This window comes from Chryseoglobus sp. 28M-23, assembly GCF_014789785.1.
Taxonomy (GTDB): Bacteria; Actinomycetota; Actinomycetes; order Actinomycetales; family Microbacteriaceae; genus Microcella; species Microcella indica.
The window spans coordinates 2,208,328-2,226,970 of the sequence record NZ_CP061846.1; the positions used below are offsets into that span (position 1 = coordinate 2,208,328).

Below are 18,643 nucleotides of genomic sequence, written 5' to 3' on the forward strand. Positions count from 1 at the left end.
TCGCGCTGGAGGTTCGCCGGGGGGGCGAGCGACACGGCTCGCCTGCTCCGACGCCCTCACAGGTCTGCAGCGGCCACCGGGTCGAGCCGCGGGCGCTTCGGTTCGCGCGAGTCGCCTGAGGATCGCCCGGTCAGGCGCCGCCCGATCCACGGCAGCACGTAGCGCCGCCAGTACTCGGCCGTGCGGGGGCGCTCGAGGTCGTCGCCCGCGTCGGGAGGGTCGCCCGCGGCCTCCGCCCCGGCGATCGGCACCTCGAGGGCGGCGAGCACGTTGCTCGCCGCGATCGCGTGGCCGCGCGCGTTCAGGTGCAACCGGTCGATCGACCAGTACTGAAGCTCGGGCAGGCGCGCGTCGAACCAGTTGTCGACGAACGCGATGCCGGTCCCCTCGAGGCTATCCCGCACCGCCTCGGTGAGGGCATCCCCCCGCTTCTCGAACGTCGCCCCGAGCGGCAGATGCCGCGTGGGATTGCCGCCACTCACGACGACGGTGCGGATCCCCGCGTCCCGTGAGCGAACCGCCGCCTCGACGATGCGGTCGGCGACGCCCGCGATCGAGACGCGCGGGCGCAGGATGTCGTTGCCGCCGCCGTTGATGCTCAGCAGCTGCGGGCGCAGAGCCATCGCGCCGGGCAGCTGGTCGTGGAGGATGGGGGCGAGCAGTCGCCCGCGGATCGCGAGGTTGGCGTAGCCGATCGGATCGCCCGCAGTATGCGCGAGTGCCGCCGCGACGAGGTCGGCCCAGCCACGAGGCGTGCCGTCGGGGCGCTCGTCGCCCATGCCCTCCGTGAAGCTGTCGCCGATAGCCGCGTAGCTCGCGATGGGCGATTCCTCCGCGCGGCGCGGCGCGCTCGATGGCACAGCGACTAGCGCTTCGCCGCGACCAGTTCGGCGATCTGCACGGCGTTGAGCGCGGCGCCCTTGCGCAGGTTGTCGCCGCTCACGAAGAGGGCCAGGCCCCTCCCCCCGGGCGCCCCCTCATCGGCGCGGATGCGCCCCACGAGGCTCGGGTCGACTCCCGCCGCGTCGAGCGGGGTCGGCACGTCGGCGAGCTGGACACCGGGCGCCTCCGCGAGCAGCTCCCGGGCGCGCTCAGGGCTCAGCGAACGGGCGAACTCGGCATTGATCGCGAGCGAGTGGCCGGTGAACACGGGCACGCGCACGCAGATGCCGCTGACCAGAAGCTCGGGCAGCTCGAGGATCTTGCGGCTCTCGTTGCGCAGCTTCTTCTCCTCGTCCGTCTCATCCAGACCGTCGTCGACGAAGCTGCCGGCCTGCGGGATGACGTTGAAGGCGATCGTCGTGGGGAACTTCTGACCGGCCGGGAAGTCGACGGCGCGCCCGTCGTGCACGAGCTCGATCGCGTCCTGGGCCACCGCGGCGGTCGCCTGCTCGAGCAGCTCCTCGCCGCCGGCCAGCCCCGCTCCGGACACGGCCTGGTAGGTGCTGACGATGAGGCGCTGCAGCCCGGCCTCGGCGTCGAGAACCTTGAGCACGGGCATCGCGGCCATCGTCGTGCAGTTCGGGTTCGCGATGATGCCCTTGACCGCCTGATCGATGGCGTGCGGGTTGACCTCGCTCACGACGAGGGGCACCTCGGGGTCCATGCGCCAGCCGGACGAGTTGTCGATGACGGTGACGCCGGCCGCCGCGAAACGCGGAGCCTGCGACTTGCTCGTCGTCGCACCCGCGCTGAAGATCGCGATGTCGAGCCCGCTCGGGTCGGCCGTCGCGGCATCTTCGACCGTGATCGGGGTGCCGTCGAAGTCGATGGTCGTGCCGGCGCTGCGGGCGCTCGCGAAGAAGCGGATGCTCGCGAGCGGGAAAGCACGGTCGACGAGAAGCTGGCGCACGACGGCGCCGACCTGTCCGGTGGCGCCGACGACGCCGAGGTTCACGGGGGTGGGGCTCATGGCGTTAAGCGTAGCCGGGGCGCGGGGGTCGCTCGGCCGCGTGGCGGCTTCGCGCGGGCGGATGGCCGTACTGCGTTGCTCAGCGCCCGGTGCCCGCGTACACGATCGCCTCGGCGTCGCCGTCGAGGCCGAAGGCGGTGTGCACGATGCGCACGGCGTGGTGCAGGATGTCGGCGCGCGTGACGACGGAGATGCGGATCTCGGAGGTGCTGATCATCTCCATGTTGATGCCCGCATCCTTGAGCGCCGTGAACAGCTGGGCCGAGACGCCCGCGCTCGTGCGCATGCCGCCGCCGACGACGGAGAGCTTGCCGATCTGGTCGTCGTACTGCAGCGACTCGAAGCCGTAGTCCTCCTGCTCGGCACGCAGCGCCGTGAGTACCTTCTCACCGTCCGTCTTCGGCAGGGTGAAGCTGATGTCGGTGCGCCCGGTCGCGGCGGCCGAGACGTTCTGCACGATCATGTCGATGTTGGCGCCCGTCTTCGCGACGGTCGTGAAGATGTCGGCGGCCATGCCCGGGGTGTCGGGAACCCCGACGACCGTGATCTTCGCCTCGGTGAGGTCTCCGGCCACTCCCGTGATGATGGGCTCTTCCACTTTCTCTCCCTTTTTCGGGGTGATGACGTACGTGCCCTCGGCGGGCGTGAACGACGATCGCACGTGCAGCATGACGCCGTGGCGCCGCGCGTACTCGACGGCGCGGATGTGCAGCACCTTCGCGCCGGCGGCCGCGAGCTCGAGCATCTCTTCGCTCGTGACGCGGTCGACCTTGCGGGCGAGCGCCACGATGCGCGGGTCGGCAGTGAACACGCCGTCCACGTCGGTGTAGATCTCGCACACGTCGGCGTCGAGTGCTGCAGCGAGCGCGACGGCGGTCGTGTCGCTGCCGCCGCGGCCGAGCGTCGTGATGTCGCGGCTGTCGCGGTTGAAGCCCTGGAACCCGGCGACGATCGCGATCGCCCCGTCGTCGAGCGCCTCGCGCACGCGCACCGGGGTGACGTCGACGATGCGAGCCTGCCCGTGCTGAGCATCCGTGATCATGCCCGCCTGGCTGCCCGTGTACGAGCGCGCCTCGTAGCCCATGCTCTTGATCGCCATCGCGAGGAGTGCCATCGAGATGCGCTCGCCGGTCGTGAGCAGCATGTCCATCTCACGCGGGTCGGGAATCGGCGCGACCTCGTGCGCGAGGTCGATGAGCTCGTCGGTCGTGTCGCCCATCGCGCTCACCGCGACGACGACCTCGTTGCCCGCCTTGCGCGTCTCGACGATGCGCTTCGCGACCCGCTTGATGCTCTCGGCGTCCGCGACCGAGGAGCCGCCGAACTTCTGCACGATGAGACTCACGAATCGAACTCCTGGAAGGCGGTGGCGGCGGGCGAGAGGATGCGCGGCTCGGGCGCATCGGAGAGCGTGCGGCGCAACACGAACCCGGGTGTCGAGTCTAGCGCCGCCCCATGCGCGCGACGGAATGCGCGAGGGTCGCTCAGTGCTGCTCGAACTCGGCGCGAATTCAGCGCTCGACCGTGCGACGCCCCTCGAAGGCTCGGCCCAGGGTCACTTCGTCGGCGTACTCGAGGTCGCCGCCGACCGGCAGGCCGCTCGCGAGGCGCGAGACGCGCAGGCCGGGCTGCACGAGGAGGCGCGTGAGGTAGGTCGCGGTCGCCTCGCCCTCGAGGTTCGGGTCGGTCGCGATGATGACCTCCGTGACCGTGCCGTCCTGCAACCGGGTGAGCAGCGAGCCGATGCGCAGGTCGTCGGGGCCGATGCCGTCGATGGGGCTGATCGCGCCGCCGAGCACGTGGTAGAGGCCGCGGAACTCGCGGGTGCGCTCGATCGCGACGACGTCCTTGGCCTCCTCGACGACGCAGATCGAGGCGGGGTTGCGCCGCACGTCGCGGCAGATGGAGCACTGCGCCTCCTCCGCGACGTTGCCGCAGATCTCGCAGAACCGCACCTTCTCGCGCACGTCGACGAGCAGCTGCGCGAGCTTCGCGACGTCGAACGACTCGGTCTGCAGGATGTGGAACGCGATGCGCTGCGCCGACTTCGGGCCGATGCCGGGCAGGCGCCCGAACTCGTCGATCAAGTCTTGGATGATGCCGTCGTACACGGTTGCTCGTCTCAGGGTTCGTCGGGGCCCGGGTCGTCGGGATAGTACTCGGGCGGTGCATCCTCATCGGAGGGCGCGTCGGGGTCGTACGGCGCGGCCGGTGCTGCGGAGGGCGCGGCCGAGTCGGATACCCCGCCTGCGTCGGAAGCGCCGCCTGCGTCAGGAGCACCACCTGTCTCGGGAGCACCGACGAGCGACACTGCCGGCTCGAGCGCCTCTTCGGAGAGGAACGTCGCGCCAAGCACCTCACGCACGACCGACTCGCCGTAGCGCTGCTTGCCGCCGATCTCGGAGACCGGCGCGGGCCGCGGAGTGGGCGCGATGGGCTGCTCTTCAACGCGCGCAGGCTCGGGTTCGCTCTCGATCGCCGGCTCAGGGGTCGCAGGCTTCTCGCTCGCGCCGGGGATCGGTGCGACCGACCAGCCGGTCACCGGCGCCGAGCTCGCTGGTGGCGCCGGCGCTGGCTCGGGCTTCGGCTCGGGCTGGGGCTCGGGCGCTGGATCGGGGTCGGCAGAGGGCTCTGCCGGGGCGTCGGTCGGTGCGGCAGGCTCGGGCCGGGAGGCGCGGGCGGGCGCGTCCATCCGCACCAGGAACTTCACCCGCATGCCGAGCTCGCGCTGAATCGCGGAGCGCAGGTGCTCGTTCACGCTGTCTGCCGGGGAGGTGCGCTCCTTGAAGCTCGCGACATCGCTCTCCGCCGTGAACGCGAGCGTCAGCACGTCGCCCTCGAGGGCGACGGGCGTGGCCGTGTAGACGACGGTCCAGGAGCTGCGGCGAATCTTCTCGACCTGGCCCAGGATGCCCGGCCACGCGGCGACGACTCGCTCGAGCGTGATCGGCCCGGCGTCGACGGGCGCAGCGGCCGCAGGCTCGGGCGCTGCAGGCTCGGGCGCGACCGGCTCAGGTGTCGGGCGCGCGACATCAGGTGCTGGCGCTACGGCCGCCGACGTCGCAGGCCGTTCGGTCGCGGAGCGCGCAGCGGGCCCGGCAACCCCGCCGGCGATCTGCCGCTCGAGCTGCTCGACCCGCGCGAGGGCGCCTCGCGTCGACTCGTCGGCGGCGGGCACGAGCAGGCGCGCCGTCATGAGCTCGAGGTGCAGGCGCGGCGACGTCGCGCCCGTCATCTCGGTGAGGGCACGGTTGACGACGTCGGCAGCGCGGGACAGCTCGGCGGGGCCGAAGTGCCGGGCCTGAGCGCCCATGCGCTCGAGGTCGTCCTGAGGGATGCCGCGCAGAACGGCCGCGCCGTGGTCGGGCGTGGCCTGCACGACGATGAGGTCGCGCAGCCGCTCGAGCAGGTCGTCGACGAAGCGGCGAGGGTCTTGGCCGGTCTGGATGACCCGGTCGACGGCGCCGAAGGCGGCGGCGGCATCCTTGCTCGCCAAAGCATCGACGACCTCGTCGAGGAGCGCGCCGTGCGTGTAGCCGAGGAGCGCGACCGCGCGCTCGTAGGTGACCGTGCTCTCGTCGGCGCCCGCGATGAGCTGGTCGAGCAGGGAGAGCGTGTCGCGCACCGAGCCGCCGCCCGCACGCACGACGAGGGGCAGCACGCCCGGCTCGATCTCGACCTTCTCACTGCGCGCGAGCTCATCCACATAGTCGAGCAGCTGGGCGGGCGGCACGAGCCGGAACGGGTAGTGGTGCGTGCGCGAGCGGATCGTGCCGATGACCTTATCGGGCTCCGTCGTCGCGAAGATGAACTTCACGTGCTCGGGCGGCTCCTCCACGATCTTGAGGAGCGCGTTGAAGCCCTGCGGCGTCACCATGTGCGCCTCGTCGAGGATGAAGATTTTGTAGCGGTCGCGCGCGGGGGCGAACACGGCGCGCTCTCGCAGGTCTCGGGCGTCGTCGACGCCGTTGTGGCTCGCGGCGTCGATCTCGACGACGTCGAGCGAGCCGCCGCCCTCACGCGACAGCTCGACGCAGCTCGGGCACGTGCCGCACGGAGTATCGGTGGGGCCCTCGGCGCAGTTGAGGCAGCGCGCGAGGATGCGCGCCGACGTCGTCTTGCCGCAGCCGCGCGGGCCGCTGAACAGGTAGGCGTGGTTGACGCGATCGTGGCGCAGCGCCGACCGCAGCGGATCCGTCACGTGCGACTGCCCGATGAGCTCGGCGAACGTCTCGGGGCGATAGCGACGGTAGAGGGCGGTGACCACGCACCCAGCGTAGTCGCGACCCCCGTCGCGGATGCTCGCACTCAGGCCGCACGGAGCCAGACCTGATCGAGTGGAGCTCATGCGTGTTGCTATTGCCGGAGGACACGGCCAGATCGCCCGACTGCTCGCCCGCCGACTGGTGGAGGCCGGCCACGAGCCGCACGCCCTCATCCGGAAGCCCGAGCAGGCCGCCGACATCGAGGCCGACGGCGCGACACCCGTCGTGATCGACCTCGAGAAGACCGACGATGCCGGCCTCGCCGAAGTGCTCACGGGCTGCGACGCGGTCGTGTTCGCCGCGGGCTCCGGCCCGGGCAGCACGCCTGAGCGCAAGCTCACCGTCGACCGCGACGGCGCCATCCTGCTCGCCGATGCCGCCGTCCAGGCGGGCGTGACGCGCATGGTCGTCATCTCGTCGCGCCGCGCCGACTCCTTCGACCCGGACTCCGACGACATCTTCCAGATCTACCTCAAGGCGAAGGCCGAGGCCGACGCCGCCGTGCGCGCCCACGACGACCTCGACTGGACGATCGTGCGGCCCGGCGGTCTCACCGACGACGCTGGCACCGGCCAGGTCGAGATCGGCGAGAACGTGGAGGGGAGTATCCCGCGTGCGGATGTCGCCCACCTCGTCGCCGACCTGCTCATCAGCGGTCGCGGAGTGCACCAGCAGTTCGAGGTCGTCTCCGGGCCGACGCCCATCGCCGAGCTGCCCCTGTAGCGTTCCGCGGCACCCCCACACGCCGAAAGTGACAAGTCACGCAGAACGTTTCGCGTGAGGTGTCACTTTCGGCGTGGCCGAGGTGCGGGGGTTCAGGGCAGCGCTGGTCAGGCGACGAGGGCGGCCGTCGCCCGCGCGATCGCGAGCTCCTCGTTCGTGGGCACGACGAGGACGGCCGGCCCCTCGCCCGCGGGCGAGATGATGCGCGGGCCCTTCGCGACGCGCTCGTTGAGGAAACCGTCGACGTGCAGGCCGAGGTGCCCGAGCCGCTCGATCACGCGTGCGCGCAGGGCGGGGCTGTTCTCTCCGACGCCCGCCGTGAACACGACCGCGTCGAGGCCGCCCAGCTGGGCGAGGTAGGCGCCGATGTAGTGCCGGATGCGGTGAGCCCAGACGGCGAGACCGGCCTCGGCGAGAGCGTCCCCGCCAGCCGCTGCGTCGGTCACGTCGCGCATGTCGCCGTGACCGGTGAGGCCGAGGATGCCCGAGCGCTTGTTGAGCAGCGTGTCGAGCTCGTCGACGCTGAAGCCGGCCACGCGGTGCAGGTGCACGAGCACCGCCGGGTCGAGGTCGCCCGAGCGCGTGCCCATGACGAGGCCCTGCAGCGGAGTGAGCCCCATCGAGGTGTCGACCGAGCGGCCGCCGTCGATCGCGGCGGCCGAGGCTCCGTTGCCGAGGTGCAGCACGACGAGCTTCAGCTCGTCGATCGGGCGCCCGAGCAGCTCGGCGGCCCCGCGCGCGACGAACTCGTGGCTCGTGCCGTGGAAGCCGTACTTGCGCACGCCGTGCCGCTCGGCCACCGCGCGGTCGATCGCGTAGGTGAAGGCCTCCGCCGGCATCGACTGGTGGAAGGCCGTGTCGAAGACGGCGACGTGCGGCACCGCGTGCAGCACGGCGAGCGCGGCACGAATACCCGCGAGGTTCGCGGGATTGTGGAGAGGAGCGAGCCCGCTCACCGCCTCGATGCCCGCGACGACCTCCTCGGTCAGGAGGGCGGACTCGGTGAAGGCGCTGCCGCCGTGCACGACGCGGTGGCCCACCGCGCCGATCGACGCCGCCTCGTCGCCCAGGCGGTCGAGGACGACGCGCATCCCGTGGACATGATCGGCCGCGTCGCCGCCCTCCTCGCCGAGGCGCTGCAGCAGGCCCGAGAGCACGACCTCGGCCGAGTCGACGTCGATGAGCTGGTACTTGATCGAGCTCGAGCCGGAGTTGACGACGAACACGCGCATCAGGCGGCGCCGTCCCGGTCGGCGGTGGTGACATCGCCCGTACCGCCGAGCGTCGAGATCGGCGTCGTCGGCGGCGGGGGCGTGCGCTGCGCCTGGATCGCGGTGATCGCCACGGTGTTGACGATGTCGCTCACGAGAGCGCCGCGGCTGAGATCGTTGACCGGCTTGCGCAGGCCCTGCAGCACGGGCCCGATCGCGACGGCGCCCGCCGATCGCTGCACGGCCTTGTAGGTGTTGTTGCCCGTGTTGAGGTCGGGGAAGACGAAGACCGTCGCCCGGCCGGCGACCTCCGAGTCGGGCATCTTCGTCGCCGCGACGCTCGGCTCGGCCGCCGCGTCGTACTGGATCGGCCCCTCGACGAGCAGGTCGGGGCGGCGCTCGCGCACGAGCTTCGTCGCCGCGCGCACCTTCTCCACGTCGTCTCCCGAGCCCGACTCCCCCGTCGAGTACGAGAGCATCGCGATGCGGGGCTCGATCGCGAACTGCTGCGCCGTCGCGGCGGAGGAGATGGCGATGTCGGCGAGCTGCTCGCTCGTCGGATCGGGGATGACCGCGCAGTCGCCGTAGACGAGCACGCGGTCGGCGAGGCACATGAGGAAGACGCTCGAGACGACGCTCACCCCTGGGTCGGTCTTGATGATCTCGAAGCTCGGGCGGATCGTGTGCGCCGTCGTGTGGGCGGCGCCGCTCACCATGCCGTCGGCGAGCCCCAGGTGCACCATCATCGTGCCGAAGTAGCTCACATCGGTCACGACGTCGCGCGCGGTCTCGTAGCTGACGCCCTTGTGGGCGCGCAGCCGCACGTACTCCTCGGCGAAGCGGTGCCGCAGCTGCTCGTCGCGCGTGCTCGTGACCGTCGCACTCGAGAGGTCGAGCCCCAGCTCGGCGGCGCGGGCCCGCACCTCGGCCTCCTCGCCGAGGATCGTGAGATCGACGACACTCCGGCGCAGGAGCGTGCTCGCGGCCCGCAGCACGCGGTCGTCGTCGCCCTCCGGCAGCACGATGTGCTTGCGGTCGCCCCGCGCCCGCTCGAGCAGGTCGAATTCGAACATGAGCGGCGTGACGACCTCCGAGCGCGTGACGTCGAGCCGCGCGAGCAGCGCGTCGTGGTCGACGTGCGCCTCCCACAGGGCGAGGGCCGTGTCGTACTTGCGCTGCGAGTCGGCGGCGAGGCGGCCTCGGGCCTCCATGACGCGCAGCACGAGGTCGTAGGTGCCCGCCCCGCTGCGGATGATCGGCAGGGCAGGGTCGAGCCCGTCGACGAGCGACTGCACGGAGGCGGGTGTCTCGAAACCGCCGTACAGGATGACCGCCGCGACGCTCGGGAAGGTCTCGCTCTCGTGCGCCATGAGCACGGCGAGCAGCACCTCCGACCGGTCGCCTGGTACGAGCACGACGGCCCCCTCGGTGAGGCGCGGCAGCACGTTCTCCATCGACATGCCGGCGACGACGACGCCGAGCACCTCCCGGCCGAGGAGCGCCTCGTCACCGCGGAGGAATTCGCCGTCGCAGGCCGCGATGACACTCGCGACCGTCGGGGCGATGAGGTACGGATCTTCGGGGATCACGCTCACGAGCGCGTCGGAGGCGACCGCCTGGACGGCCGCGGTGATCGGGTCGGCGAGCGCAGCATCCGCCCGATTGATGATGACCGAGAGCAGCTGCGCGTGCTCGTGCTCGAGCTCGGCGACAGCGACCTCGGCGAGGCGACGCACGTCGTCGGCCGACCGCGGGCCGCTCTCGGCGAGACCCCGCCCGCCGGACGCGCCGGAGAGCCGGCCGCCGAGGACGAGCACGACGGGCGCACCCAGGTTCGCGGCGACGCGCGCGTTGAACGACAGCTCGGTGGGGCTCGCGACATCCGTGTAGTCGCTGCCGACGATGACGACGGCGTCGCTGCGCCGCTCGATGGCCTTGAACCGCTCGACGATGACGGCGAGCGCCGCCTCCTGGTCGGCGTGCACCTCGTCGTAGCCGACGCCGATGCAGTCCTCGTAGTCGAGGTCGACGCCGCTGTGGCCGAGCAGCACTTCGAGCACGTAGTCGCGCTCGTCCTGCGAGCGGGCCACGGGGCGGAACACGCCGACGCGCTGCACCTGGTGGCTGAGCGTGTCGACGAGGCCGAGGGCGACGGTGGACTTGCCCGAGTTGCCCTCGGCGGAGGTGACGTAGATGCTGCGCGACATTGCCCCCAGCCTAGGCGCGCCGGCCGCGCGGGACCCGGGTCTTTGGGCCCTTTGCCAGTGCCATAACGCGCCGGTGTGCCCGCGCGCAAGCCCTGGCCCCGAGCCGAGCGGCCCGCCTACCGTGGGCCGTGCCGCTCGTGAGCGCGAGAGGCGAGCCACGAGGAGGAACCGCACTGTGACATCGCTTTGGCAGGAGACCGCACCCGGCATTCCGACCGACGAGTTCGAACCGCGCGCCCACTACGACGTCGTCATCGCGGGCGCCGGGCTGACGGGGCTCACGACGGCGATGCTGCTCGCGCGGGCCGGCAAGCGCGTCGCCGTGCTGGAAGCGCGCGAGGTGGGGGCGGTCGCGACGGGCCGCACGACCGGGAAGCTCAGCGTGCTGCAGGGGCAGCAGCTGCAGCGCATCCGGAGCACGAGCGGTCGCCGCGTGATGAGGGCGTACGTCGAGGCGAACCGCGCGGGCTTCGACTGGCTGCTCGACTACGCCTCGCCGCTCGAGGGCGCCGTGGAGCGGCGCAATGCCTACAGCTACGCGGGAACCGCAGACGGCATTCTTACGGTGCGCGCCGAGCACGAGGCCGCGATCGAGGCCGGCCTGGATGCTCGACTCGTGTCGCCCGAGGAGCTGCCCTACCCCTCCTACGGCGCGGTGATGCTGCCCGATCAGGCGCAGCTCGACCCGCTCGTCGTGCTCGCGGCTCTCGCGGCGGAGCTGCGCTCGCTCGGCGGCGTCGTCGTGGAGGGGTCGCGCGTGCTCGGTCTCGCGGCTCGACCGGCGCCCGTGCGGGTCGCGACGACGCGCGGCGAAGTTCTCGCCGATCGCGTCGTCATCGCCACGGGGTCGCCCGTGCTCGACCGCGGGCTGTACTGGGCGAAGCTGAAGCCGCAGCGCTCGTACGTGCTGTCGTTCCGCGTGCCCGGCGCCGCGCCGAAGGGCATGTACCTCAGCGTGGACGCACCGACGCGCTCGCTGCGCACCGCCGGGTCGGGCGAGGAGGAGCTGCTGCTCGTCGGCGGCAACGGCCACGGAGTGGGGCGGCATGACTCGCCCGCCTCGTGCGTGGACGACCTCACGGCGTGGACGCTGCAGCACTGGCCGGGCGCCGAGCGCACGCACGCGTGGAGCGCGCAGGACTACGAGACGCCGCACCGGGTGCCCTTCTCCGGCTGGATGCCGCGGGGAGCTGGGCGCGTGTATCTCGCGACGGGCTACGACAAGTGGGGCATGACGAACGCCGTGCAGTGCGCCCTCACGATCGCCGCGACGCTCACCGGCGACGAGGTGCCGTCGTGGGCCCGCACGCTCGGCCGCCGCATCACGACGCCGCAGGCCCTCGCGGCGGGGCTCGGCGCCAACGCGGCCGTCGGCTGGTGGTACGCCAAGGGCTACGCGCGGGCGCTCGTGCACCGCCTGGACGACGATGCTCCGACGGCGGGCGAGGGCGAGATCGGTCGGGACGGATGGCGCGTCAGCGCCGCGTCGCGCATCGACGGTGCCGAGTGCCGCGTCTCGGGCATCTGCACGCACCTCGGCGCTGCGCTCACGTGGAACGACCACGAGCGGTCGTGGGACTGCCCGGCGCACGGCTCGCGCTTCTCGGCGGAGGGCGAGGTGCTCGAGGGCCCGGCGACGCGTCCGCTGGCGCGGCGCTGAGGCGCGGGGTGGGGTGCCGACGGGGATCGCGTTAACGCGAAGGACCCCCCGCGCACCCGCCAGAGCCCGGTTACCCTTGCTGCGTTTCCGCCCTGGGGGAGTTGGCCTGGATGGCGCCACGCGGGGAGCCGTCGTCGAGTTTACCGGTAGGATCGCTGTCGTTGTTCCGTCTCGGCGGAATGCGCCTGGAGGATTCGCCTAGTGGCCTATGGCGCACGCTTGGAAAGCGTGTTGAGTGCAAGCTCTCAGGGGTTCGAATCCCCTATCCTCCGCCATATCTCGCGTCTCCCCTCGCGACCGTCAGTGAGGCGTTGCCCGCCCCGGCCGCTCATCGCGGGATCGTCGATCGGCGCTCCCCGCGAGTCGCCGGCCGGGTAGCCAGGACTGCCCGTGTGTGACGCAGGGGACGCATGATGTATCGTTTTTCGATAGCTATCCACTGACTATCGATAGGACCACGATGCACCGTCTCACGATCGTTTCCCTCAAGTCGCTCATCGCGGTGCTGCTCGCGCTCCTGCTCATCTGCCAGACCGTGGTCGTGCCGACGATCGCCGCGAACATGGCCGCGATGCTGCCCCCGCTCGCCTACCTGCAATGGCCGGGCGTCATCGCCGCCGCCGTCTTCGTCCTGTGCCTGCAGGTGACGCTCGTGTACGTGTGGCGCATGCTCTCGCTCGTGCGCGAGGGCATCATCTTCAATCCGCGCGCGTTCCGCTACGTCGACGTGATCCTCGGGTCGATCATCCTCGCGACGATCATCGTGCTCGGCTCGCTCATCACCATCACGAACGCGCAGGCCGGCTCGCCCTCGATCGCGCTGCTCTGCGTGCTCGGCATCATCGTCGGCAGCATGCTCGCCCTCCTCGTGGTCGTGCTGCGCGGCCTTCTGCGCCAGGCATCGCAGCTCGAGAGCGACCTGGCCGAGGTGGTCTGATGCCGATCATCATCAACCTCGACGTGCAGCTCGCGAAGAAGAAGATGTCGGTCGGCGACTTCGCCGCCGCGATCGACATCACCCCGGCGAACGTGGCCGTGCTCAAGAACGGTCGAGCGAAGGCCGTGCGCTTCTCGACCCTCGACGCCATCTGCCGCGTGCTCGAGTGCCAGCCGGGCGACATCCTCGTCTGGACTCCGGACGGCGAGGAGGACCCCTCGTGAGCGACGTGACCGCGCAGCGGGCCCGCCCCGTTCACTGGACCTCGAGCACGGTCTCTCGACTGCGCGACACGGCCCTGTGCCCCGTGTGCACGCGTCGACTCGCCGCGGGGGTCTGCACGTCGTGCGGTGCCGACCTTCGCGGCGACGACGGCGTCGAGGTCTGGCAGCGCGCGTCAGCCGCGGCCGAGGCCCTCACGACGCTCCAGGACTCGGTCGCGCGCGTGCCGCGCCGCCCGACGCCCGAGGCGAGCCCGCCCGCGCGACGAGCCGCAGCCGTCGACAGGGTGGGCGCATCCCCCGCCCCTTCCCTCGCTCCGCAGCAGCCGGCTCGTGCGAGCACGACGGTGCAATCGGTGCTCGCGATCGCGGGTGCCGCGCTCGTGGGGCTCGCCGCGGTGATCTTCACTCTGCTGAATCCCGACCTCACCGACTCTGTGGCCCGGGGCATCATCCTCCTCGTCGCGAGCCTGCTGTTCTGGGGCGGCGCACCGCTGCTCATGCGGCGCGCCCTCCGGGTCTCGGCCGAGTCCGTGGCCGCTCTCGCCCTGGTCTTCGCGGGCCTCGCGGCCTCCGTCCTGCTGCCGGTCGTGGCCGCCCGTGCAGACACCTGGGCGGTGCTGACGGCCGCTGCCCTCGCCGGCGGCTCCCTCGCCCTCGCCCTCGGCGTCCGCACGCGCATGAGGGTCTGGATGCTCGCCGGCAGCACGGCGCTCACCCTCGTTCCCCTGCTCGCGAGCGCGGCGATCGGCGGCACGCTCGCCACCCTCTGGGGGCCGCTCGGCACGAGTGCGGCGGCGCTCGCCCTCCTGGAGGCCGGAGCGGCTCTCGAGCGTCGGCGCTCGACCGTGCTGCTGGTCGAGCGCGTCGCGCTCGTGGGCGTGCAGACGCTCGGCTTCGTGGCGCTCGCCGCGGCCGCGCTCGTCGCGATCGTCGACCCGACGCCGGCATGGCTCGCCGCCGCCGCGGCCGTCCTCGGTGCTGGCGCGGTCGCGGGCCGCAGTGCCCCGTACACCCTCCGCCGTCTGTGGAGCTTCGCCGGGGGCGCGAGTGTGCCCGTCGGTCTCGCCCTCGCATCCTTCGCCCTCGACCTGACCGCGTTCGGCGGCGACCCGGCGCGCCTCGCGCTCCTCCCTCTCGCCGCCGTGATCGGGCTGCTGGCCCTGACCCTGACCCTCTCGGCTCGGGGCCGCGCGCACCGCCCCGCGGCTCTGACGGGCGCGACGAGCGTCGTCGCTGCCTCGATCGCCCCCGCAGCTCTGCTCGCGGCGAGTGGGACGCTCTCCGCCCTCCTCGCGGCGGATCGCATGAGCGACGATGCCGTCTCCGCCCACGGGAGCGTCGCGGCCGTCGTGGCGCTCGTCATCCTGAGCGCAGGCCTCGCGACCCAGGCCGAGATTCTGCGCCGTCGGGCGCGCCGCGCACCGCGGGCCATGGAGGTGCTGCGCGCCCTCGCCTGGTGGGCACTCTCGCTCGGCGGCCTCGGCGCGCTCGGGCTCACGATCGTCGACCCGGGTGCTCGCGCGGCCTGGGCTCTCGTGCTCGCCACGCTCAGCGCCGTCGTGCTGACGGGCCCCGAGCGGTCGCGCCGCGCCCCCATCGCTCAGCGACTGCCCATCGTGATCGCCGCGCACCTCGCGGTGCTCCTGGCGGCATCGCTGTCGTGGCAGTCGACCGCCCTCGCCGTCGGCCTCGGCGCCGCAGTGCTCATCAGCCTTGCCACCCTCGCGCGCACGGTGCCGATCGGCGCGCGCTCGGCGCACCTCGCCATCGGCTACGGCTACGGGCTCGTGCTCGTCTCGTCAGCCCTGTCGCTTGCGACGGTCGAGGGGCCTGCTCGACTCAGTCTCACCGCCACGGTCGGGCTGCTCGGCGCCATCGCCGCGACGTTCCTTCGCCGCGTCGATGCCGCGCGCTGGATCACGGTGCTCCTCGTCGCCTCCGTTCCCTTCGCGATCGCGGTGGGGCTCGTGGTCGTCGAGCGCAACGGATGGGTCGCCCTCTCCACGACGACCATGCTCGTGCTCGCGGTGAGTCTGCTCCTCACGCGCCGACCCGGCCTCGGCATCGTGATCAGGGTTCTCGCCGCCGCCCTCATCGTGCCCTCGATCGCGGTCGTGCTCGTCAATGCAGGTGCGGCGCTCCTGGTCATGAGCGGCTCTCCGGTCGTCCTGCCGGCGATCGCCGTCGTCGTCGCCGTCACGCTGCCGCTGATGCCCCGCATCACAGCGGTGCTGCGGCACCGAGGTCTGCCAGACGCGCACGGGCGCGCCGTCGGCCTGGCCATCGAGGCGACGACACTGCTCACGGCGACAATCGCGGTGCTGCTGTGCTTCGCCCGCGAGGCGGCCGGCGCACCCACGGGCGCGATCGTCCTGGCCATCATCGCGGTGGGCGCTGCAGGCGCGGCCTCGGTGCGTCGCCTCCCCGCCTACTGGTGGATGTTCGGCGCGGCCGCCACGGCATCGCTGTGGTCGCTCTGGCTCGCGCTCGGAGTCACGTCGCTCGAGGCGCACGTACTGCCCCCCGCCCTCGTCGCGGCCACGGTCGCCGTCGTGCTCACCGCCCGCGGCATGCCGAGGCCCGCCCTGCTGGCGGGCGCGCTGCTCGCCGCGATTGTTCCCCTGCTCGTCGCCCTCGGCGCCTCCCCGGAGGCGCAGCCCGCGCGGGCCGTCGGGCTCCTCGCCGCCTCCGTCGTGCTGACCGGGCTCGCGGTGAGCATCCGCACCGGCGCGCCCGGGATCGGCCGCCTGCGCGCGCTCTCCGCCCCCACGCTCCTCGCTGCGATCGTCGCCAGCTCGGCCGGCGGCGTCCAGGCGGCACGGCTCGGGCTGCGCGTCGACGGTGTGGATACTGCCCTGCCGCTCATCGCGGTCGTCGCGATCGTGGCCCTCGCCGGCGCACTCACGATGGGCGTCGCGGGCGTCCTGCTCACCCAGCGTCGCCCGGCCGCGGTGCGGCGCTGGTCGCTCGTGCCAGCCCTCACGGTCGTCACCACCGCCCTGGGCACGGCGGTCGAGTACGACGTCTCGGCGCCGTGGTTCGCCCTGACGGTCGCCGTCCAGTGGTCGCTCATGGTGGCGCTTCTCCTCGTCATGGTCGTCGCCGTCGAGCGCAGCACCCGCGGCACGACGGTGCTGCCGCACGCCGGGGTGCTCTTCGCGCTCGCTCTCGCGACCTCGATCGTCGCGTGGAGCCCGCGAGAGCTCCTGCGCGTTGAGGCGTTCTCCGTGCCGCTCGGCCTCATGCTGCTCGCCGCCGGGGCGATCGCGCTGCGGCGCGCCTCCGGGGCCGGTCCCGCCCCCGTGCACCACTGGCCGTTGGGGCGCGCGGGCTCCTGGCCGCTGCTCGCACCGGGCCTCGTCGTGCTCGTGCTCGCGTCGATTCTCGCGACGGCGACCGACCCGCAGACCTGGCGGGCGGTGCTCGTCATGGCGATCGCACTCGTCATGATCCTCGTGGGGGTGCGGTGGCGGCTCGCGGCGCCGTTCGTGCTCGGCATGCTCGTGCTGCCCCTCGAGAACGTGCTCGCCTTCTCGGTGCAGATCGGGCGCGGCATCGAGGCGATGCCGTGGTGGATCACCCTCGCCGTCGTGGGCCTCGTGCTGCTCGTCATCGCTGTCGGCTCGGAGCGACGCGGCAGCGGAGGGGGTACGCCGCTCGCGCGGCTGCGCGATCTGGCGTGAGGGTGCCGGCGCGGGCGCGCTCGACTCAGCGGCGCCCGAGGGTTCCGAAGATGCCGCGCACGACCTCGCGCACGATCGTCTGACCCGCGCGGGAGCCGAGAATGTCGCCGATGCCGCCCGCGCTCCCTCCGCTGCGCCGAGAGCTCGAGCGGCGCGTGGTCGTGCGCGTCGTCGTGCGGCCCTTCTTCTGCAGGTCGCGCAGGGCGCGCTCGTACTCCTCCTGCGCGCGATCCTGGGCCTTCGCGGCCTCGGCCTGCTGCTCGAGCCGCTGCCGCTCCGCCTCGCGAGCCGCCTCCGCGTCGGCGGCGGCGTTCATGCGCGCGGCGAGCATCTCGCGCGCCGACTCGGTGTCGACCGCCGTGCCGTACTGCGCGAGCAGGGGCGATGCGGCGATCGTCGACTCGATGAGGGCATCCGGCGCGGGATCCATGGAGCCCTGCGGCGCTCGCAGTCGCGTCCACGCCACGGGCGAGGGGGCGCCCTTCTCGTTCATGACCGTCACGATGGCCTCACCGATGCCGAGGGTCGTGAGCACCTCGCCGAGGTCGTATCCCGAGGTCGGATAGGTCGAGATCGTGGCCTTGAGGGCCTTGGCGGCATCGGGCGTGTGGGCGCGCAACTGGTGCTGCACGCGAGAGCCGAGCTGCGCGAGCACATCGCTCGGCACGTCTTTGGGGGTCTGCGTGACGAAGAAGATGCCGACGCCCTTCGAGCGGATGAGCCGCACGGTCTGCGTGATGGCCGCGAGGAAGTCTTTCGAGGCGTCCTTGAAGAGCAAGTGCGCCTCGTCGAAGAAGAACACGAGCTTCGGCTTGTCGAGGTCGCCCACCTCGGGCAGGTCGTTGAACAGGTCGGCGAGCAGCCACATGAGGAACGTCGAGAACAGCGCGGGCTTGTCGTGCACGCCCGGCACCTCGAGCAGGCTGATGATGCCCTGCCCCGCGGCGGTCGTGCGCAGGAAGTGCGCGGTGTCGAACTCGGGCTCGCCGAAGAACACGTCGGCGCCGTCGGCGGCGAAGGTGATGAGCTCGCGCAGGATCACCCCAGCGGTCGCCTTGTTGAGCCCACCCAGCTCGGCGAGCTCGGCCTTGCCCTCGTCGCTCGTGAGGTGCTGGATGACGGCGCGAAGGTCGGCGAGGTCGACGAGGGGCAGACCCTCCTGGTCCGCGTAGTGGAAGACGAGGGCGAGGCTCGACTCCTGCGTCTCGTTGAGGCCCAGCACCTTGGCGAGCATGAGCGGCCCGAAGCTCGAGACTGTCGCACGAATCGGCACGCCGCGACCGATGCCGCCGAGGCAGTAGAACTCGGTCGGGTGGCCCGTCGGCCGCCAGTCCTGCCCGATGCCCTCGGTGCGCGCGAGCAGCTTCTCGCTCGGCTCGCCGGCCGCGGCGATGCCGCTCAGGTCACCCTTGATGTCGGCCGCGAAGACCGGCACCCCCGCAGCGCTCAGCTGCTCGGCGAGCACCTGCAGCGTCTTCGTCTTGCCGGTGCCCGTCGCGCCGGCGACGAGACCGTGCCGGTTCGTCATCGCGATCGGGATGCGCACGGGCACGTCCGCGCGCGCCTCGCCGTTGACGAGTGCGCCCATCTCGAGCACCGCTCCCTCGGCGACGTACCCAGCGCGAATCACGTCGACCTCGCTCTCGTCGAGCGGGCCGGCTGCCGGAGGTGTCGCCGGTGTCGCTTCAGTCTGCGCCTCGGCGGCCTCTTCGGCCTGGGCTGTGGCGGCGGCGAGCGCCGCTTCGGCCTCGGCGAGAGCCTTCTTCGCGGCCGCGACCGCCTCGTGCGCATCCGTCATGGGGTCAGCCTAAACCGGCTGCC

Annotated in this window: 13 protein-coding genes, 1 tRNA gene and 1 other RNA gene; 6 read left to right on the forward strand and 9 right to left on the reverse strand. The window is 72.2% G+C overall.

The features are described 5' to 3' along the window. Positions 1-56 precede the first annotated feature (56 nt). The 5 genes from IE160_RS10720 to IE160_RS10740 all read right to left on the reverse strand — a co-directional run bounded on the left by IE160_RS10720 (position 57) and on the right by IE160_RS10740 (position 6,179). Complete coding sequence (locus tag IE160_RS10720; RefSeq protein WP_224744467.1) at positions 57-860, reverse strand: SGNH/GDSL hydrolase family protein; 804 nt, start codon at positions 858-860, stop codon at positions 57-59. A 5-nt stretch (positions 861-865) separates the two neighbouring features. After that, a complete protein-coding gene (locus tag IE160_RS10725) occupies positions 866-1,912 on the reverse strand; it encodes an aspartate-semialdehyde dehydrogenase (protein WP_191151068.1) in 1,047 nt (348 codons plus the stop codon). 79 nt (positions 1,913-1,991) lie between these two features. Continuing rightward, entirely contained in the window at positions 1,992-3,257 is a 1,266-nt protein-coding gene (locus IE160_RS10730) for an aspartate kinase (protein WP_191151069.1), read from the reverse strand. 166 nt (positions 3,258-3,423) lie between these two features. Next, complete coding sequence (gene recR / locus IE160_RS10735; RefSeq protein ID WP_179872578.1) at positions 3,424-4,023, reverse strand: recombination mediator RecR; 600 nt, start codon at positions 4,021-4,023, stop codon at positions 3,424-3,426. Between the two features lie 11 nt (positions 4,024-4,034). After that, entirely contained in the window at positions 4,035-6,179 is a 2,145-nt protein-coding gene (locus IE160_RS10740; protein ID WP_191151070.1) for a DNA polymerase III subunit gamma and tau, read from the reverse strand. A 79-nt stretch (positions 6,180-6,258) separates the two neighbouring features. Here IE160_RS10740 and IE160_RS10745 point away from each other — a divergent pair, with 79 nt between their 5' ends. Beyond that, positions 6,259-6,900: an SDR family oxidoreductase gene (locus tag IE160_RS10745; RefSeq protein WP_191151071.1), complete on the forward strand. Its 642-nt coding sequence runs from the start codon at positions 6,259-6,261 to the stop codon at positions 6,898-6,900. A gap of 107 nt (positions 6,901-7,007) precedes the next feature. On the opposite strand, the gene IE160_RS10750 is transcribed toward IE160_RS10745, so the two are convergent. Both IE160_RS10750 and pta read right to left on the reverse strand, forming a co-directional pair. After that, positions 7,008-8,135 carry an acetate kinase gene (locus IE160_RS10750; protein WP_191152043.1) on the reverse strand — a complete coding sequence of 376 codons (1,128 nt, stop codon included), beginning with the start codon at positions 8,133-8,135 and terminating at the stop codon, positions 7,008-7,010. Continuing rightward, entirely contained in the window at positions 8,132-10,318 is a 2,187-nt protein-coding gene (gene pta / locus IE160_RS10755) for a phosphate acetyltransferase (protein ID WP_191151072.1), read from the reverse strand. Before pta ends, IE160_RS10750 begins: the two co-directional genes overlap by 4 nt. 175 nt (positions 10,319-10,493) lie before the next feature. Here pta and IE160_RS10760 point away from each other — a divergent pair, with 175 nt between their 5' ends. After that, a complete protein-coding gene (locus IE160_RS10760) occupies positions 10,494-11,978 on the forward strand; it encodes an FAD-dependent oxidoreductase (protein ID WP_224744468.1) in 1,485 nt (494 codons plus the stop codon). A 36-nt stretch (positions 11,979-12,014) separates the two neighbouring features. Here IE160_RS10760 and ffs read toward each other — a convergent pair. Next, positions 12,015-12,111: signal recognition particle sRNA small type (gene ffs, locus IE160_RS10765), an RNA gene on the reverse strand. Between the two features lie 54 nt (positions 12,112-12,165). On the opposite strand from ffs, the gene IE160_RS10770 reads away from it, so the two are divergent. From IE160_RS10770 to IE160_RS10785, 4 genes are all read left to right on the forward strand, one after another. Further along, positions 12,166-12,253: transfer RNA gene (locus IE160_RS10770), tRNA-Ser, on the forward strand. Positions 12,254-12,438: 185 nt separating this feature from the next. Beyond that, entirely contained in the window at positions 12,439-12,915 is a 477-nt protein-coding gene (locus IE160_RS10775; RefSeq protein ID WP_191151074.1) for a DUF2975 domain-containing protein, read from the forward strand. Further along, positions 12,915-13,139 (forward strand): helix-turn-helix domain-containing protein, encoded by a 225-nt coding sequence (locus tag IE160_RS10780; protein ID WP_152584020.1) that lies wholly within the window; start codon positions 12,915-12,917, stop codon positions 13,137-13,139. Before IE160_RS10775 ends, IE160_RS10780 begins: the two co-directional genes overlap by 1 nt. Continuing rightward, on the forward strand, positions 13,136-16,822 hold the full coding sequence (locus IE160_RS10785) for an SCO7613 C-terminal domain-containing membrane protein (protein ID WP_191151075.1): 3,687 nt from the start codon (positions 13,136-13,138) through the stop codon (positions 16,820-16,822). Before IE160_RS10780 ends, IE160_RS10785 begins: the two co-directional genes overlap by 4 nt. A gap of 25 nt (positions 16,823-16,847) precedes the next feature. On the opposite strand, the gene IE160_RS10790 is transcribed toward IE160_RS10785, so the two are convergent. Then, the gene (locus IE160_RS10790; RefSeq protein WP_179872584.1) at positions 16,848-18,620 is read right to left on the reverse strand and encodes a helicase HerA-like domain-containing protein; all 1,773 of its coding nucleotides are present in this window, start codon (positions 18,618-18,620) and stop codon (positions 16,848-16,850) included. Positions 18,621-18,643: the final 23 nt, after the last annotated feature.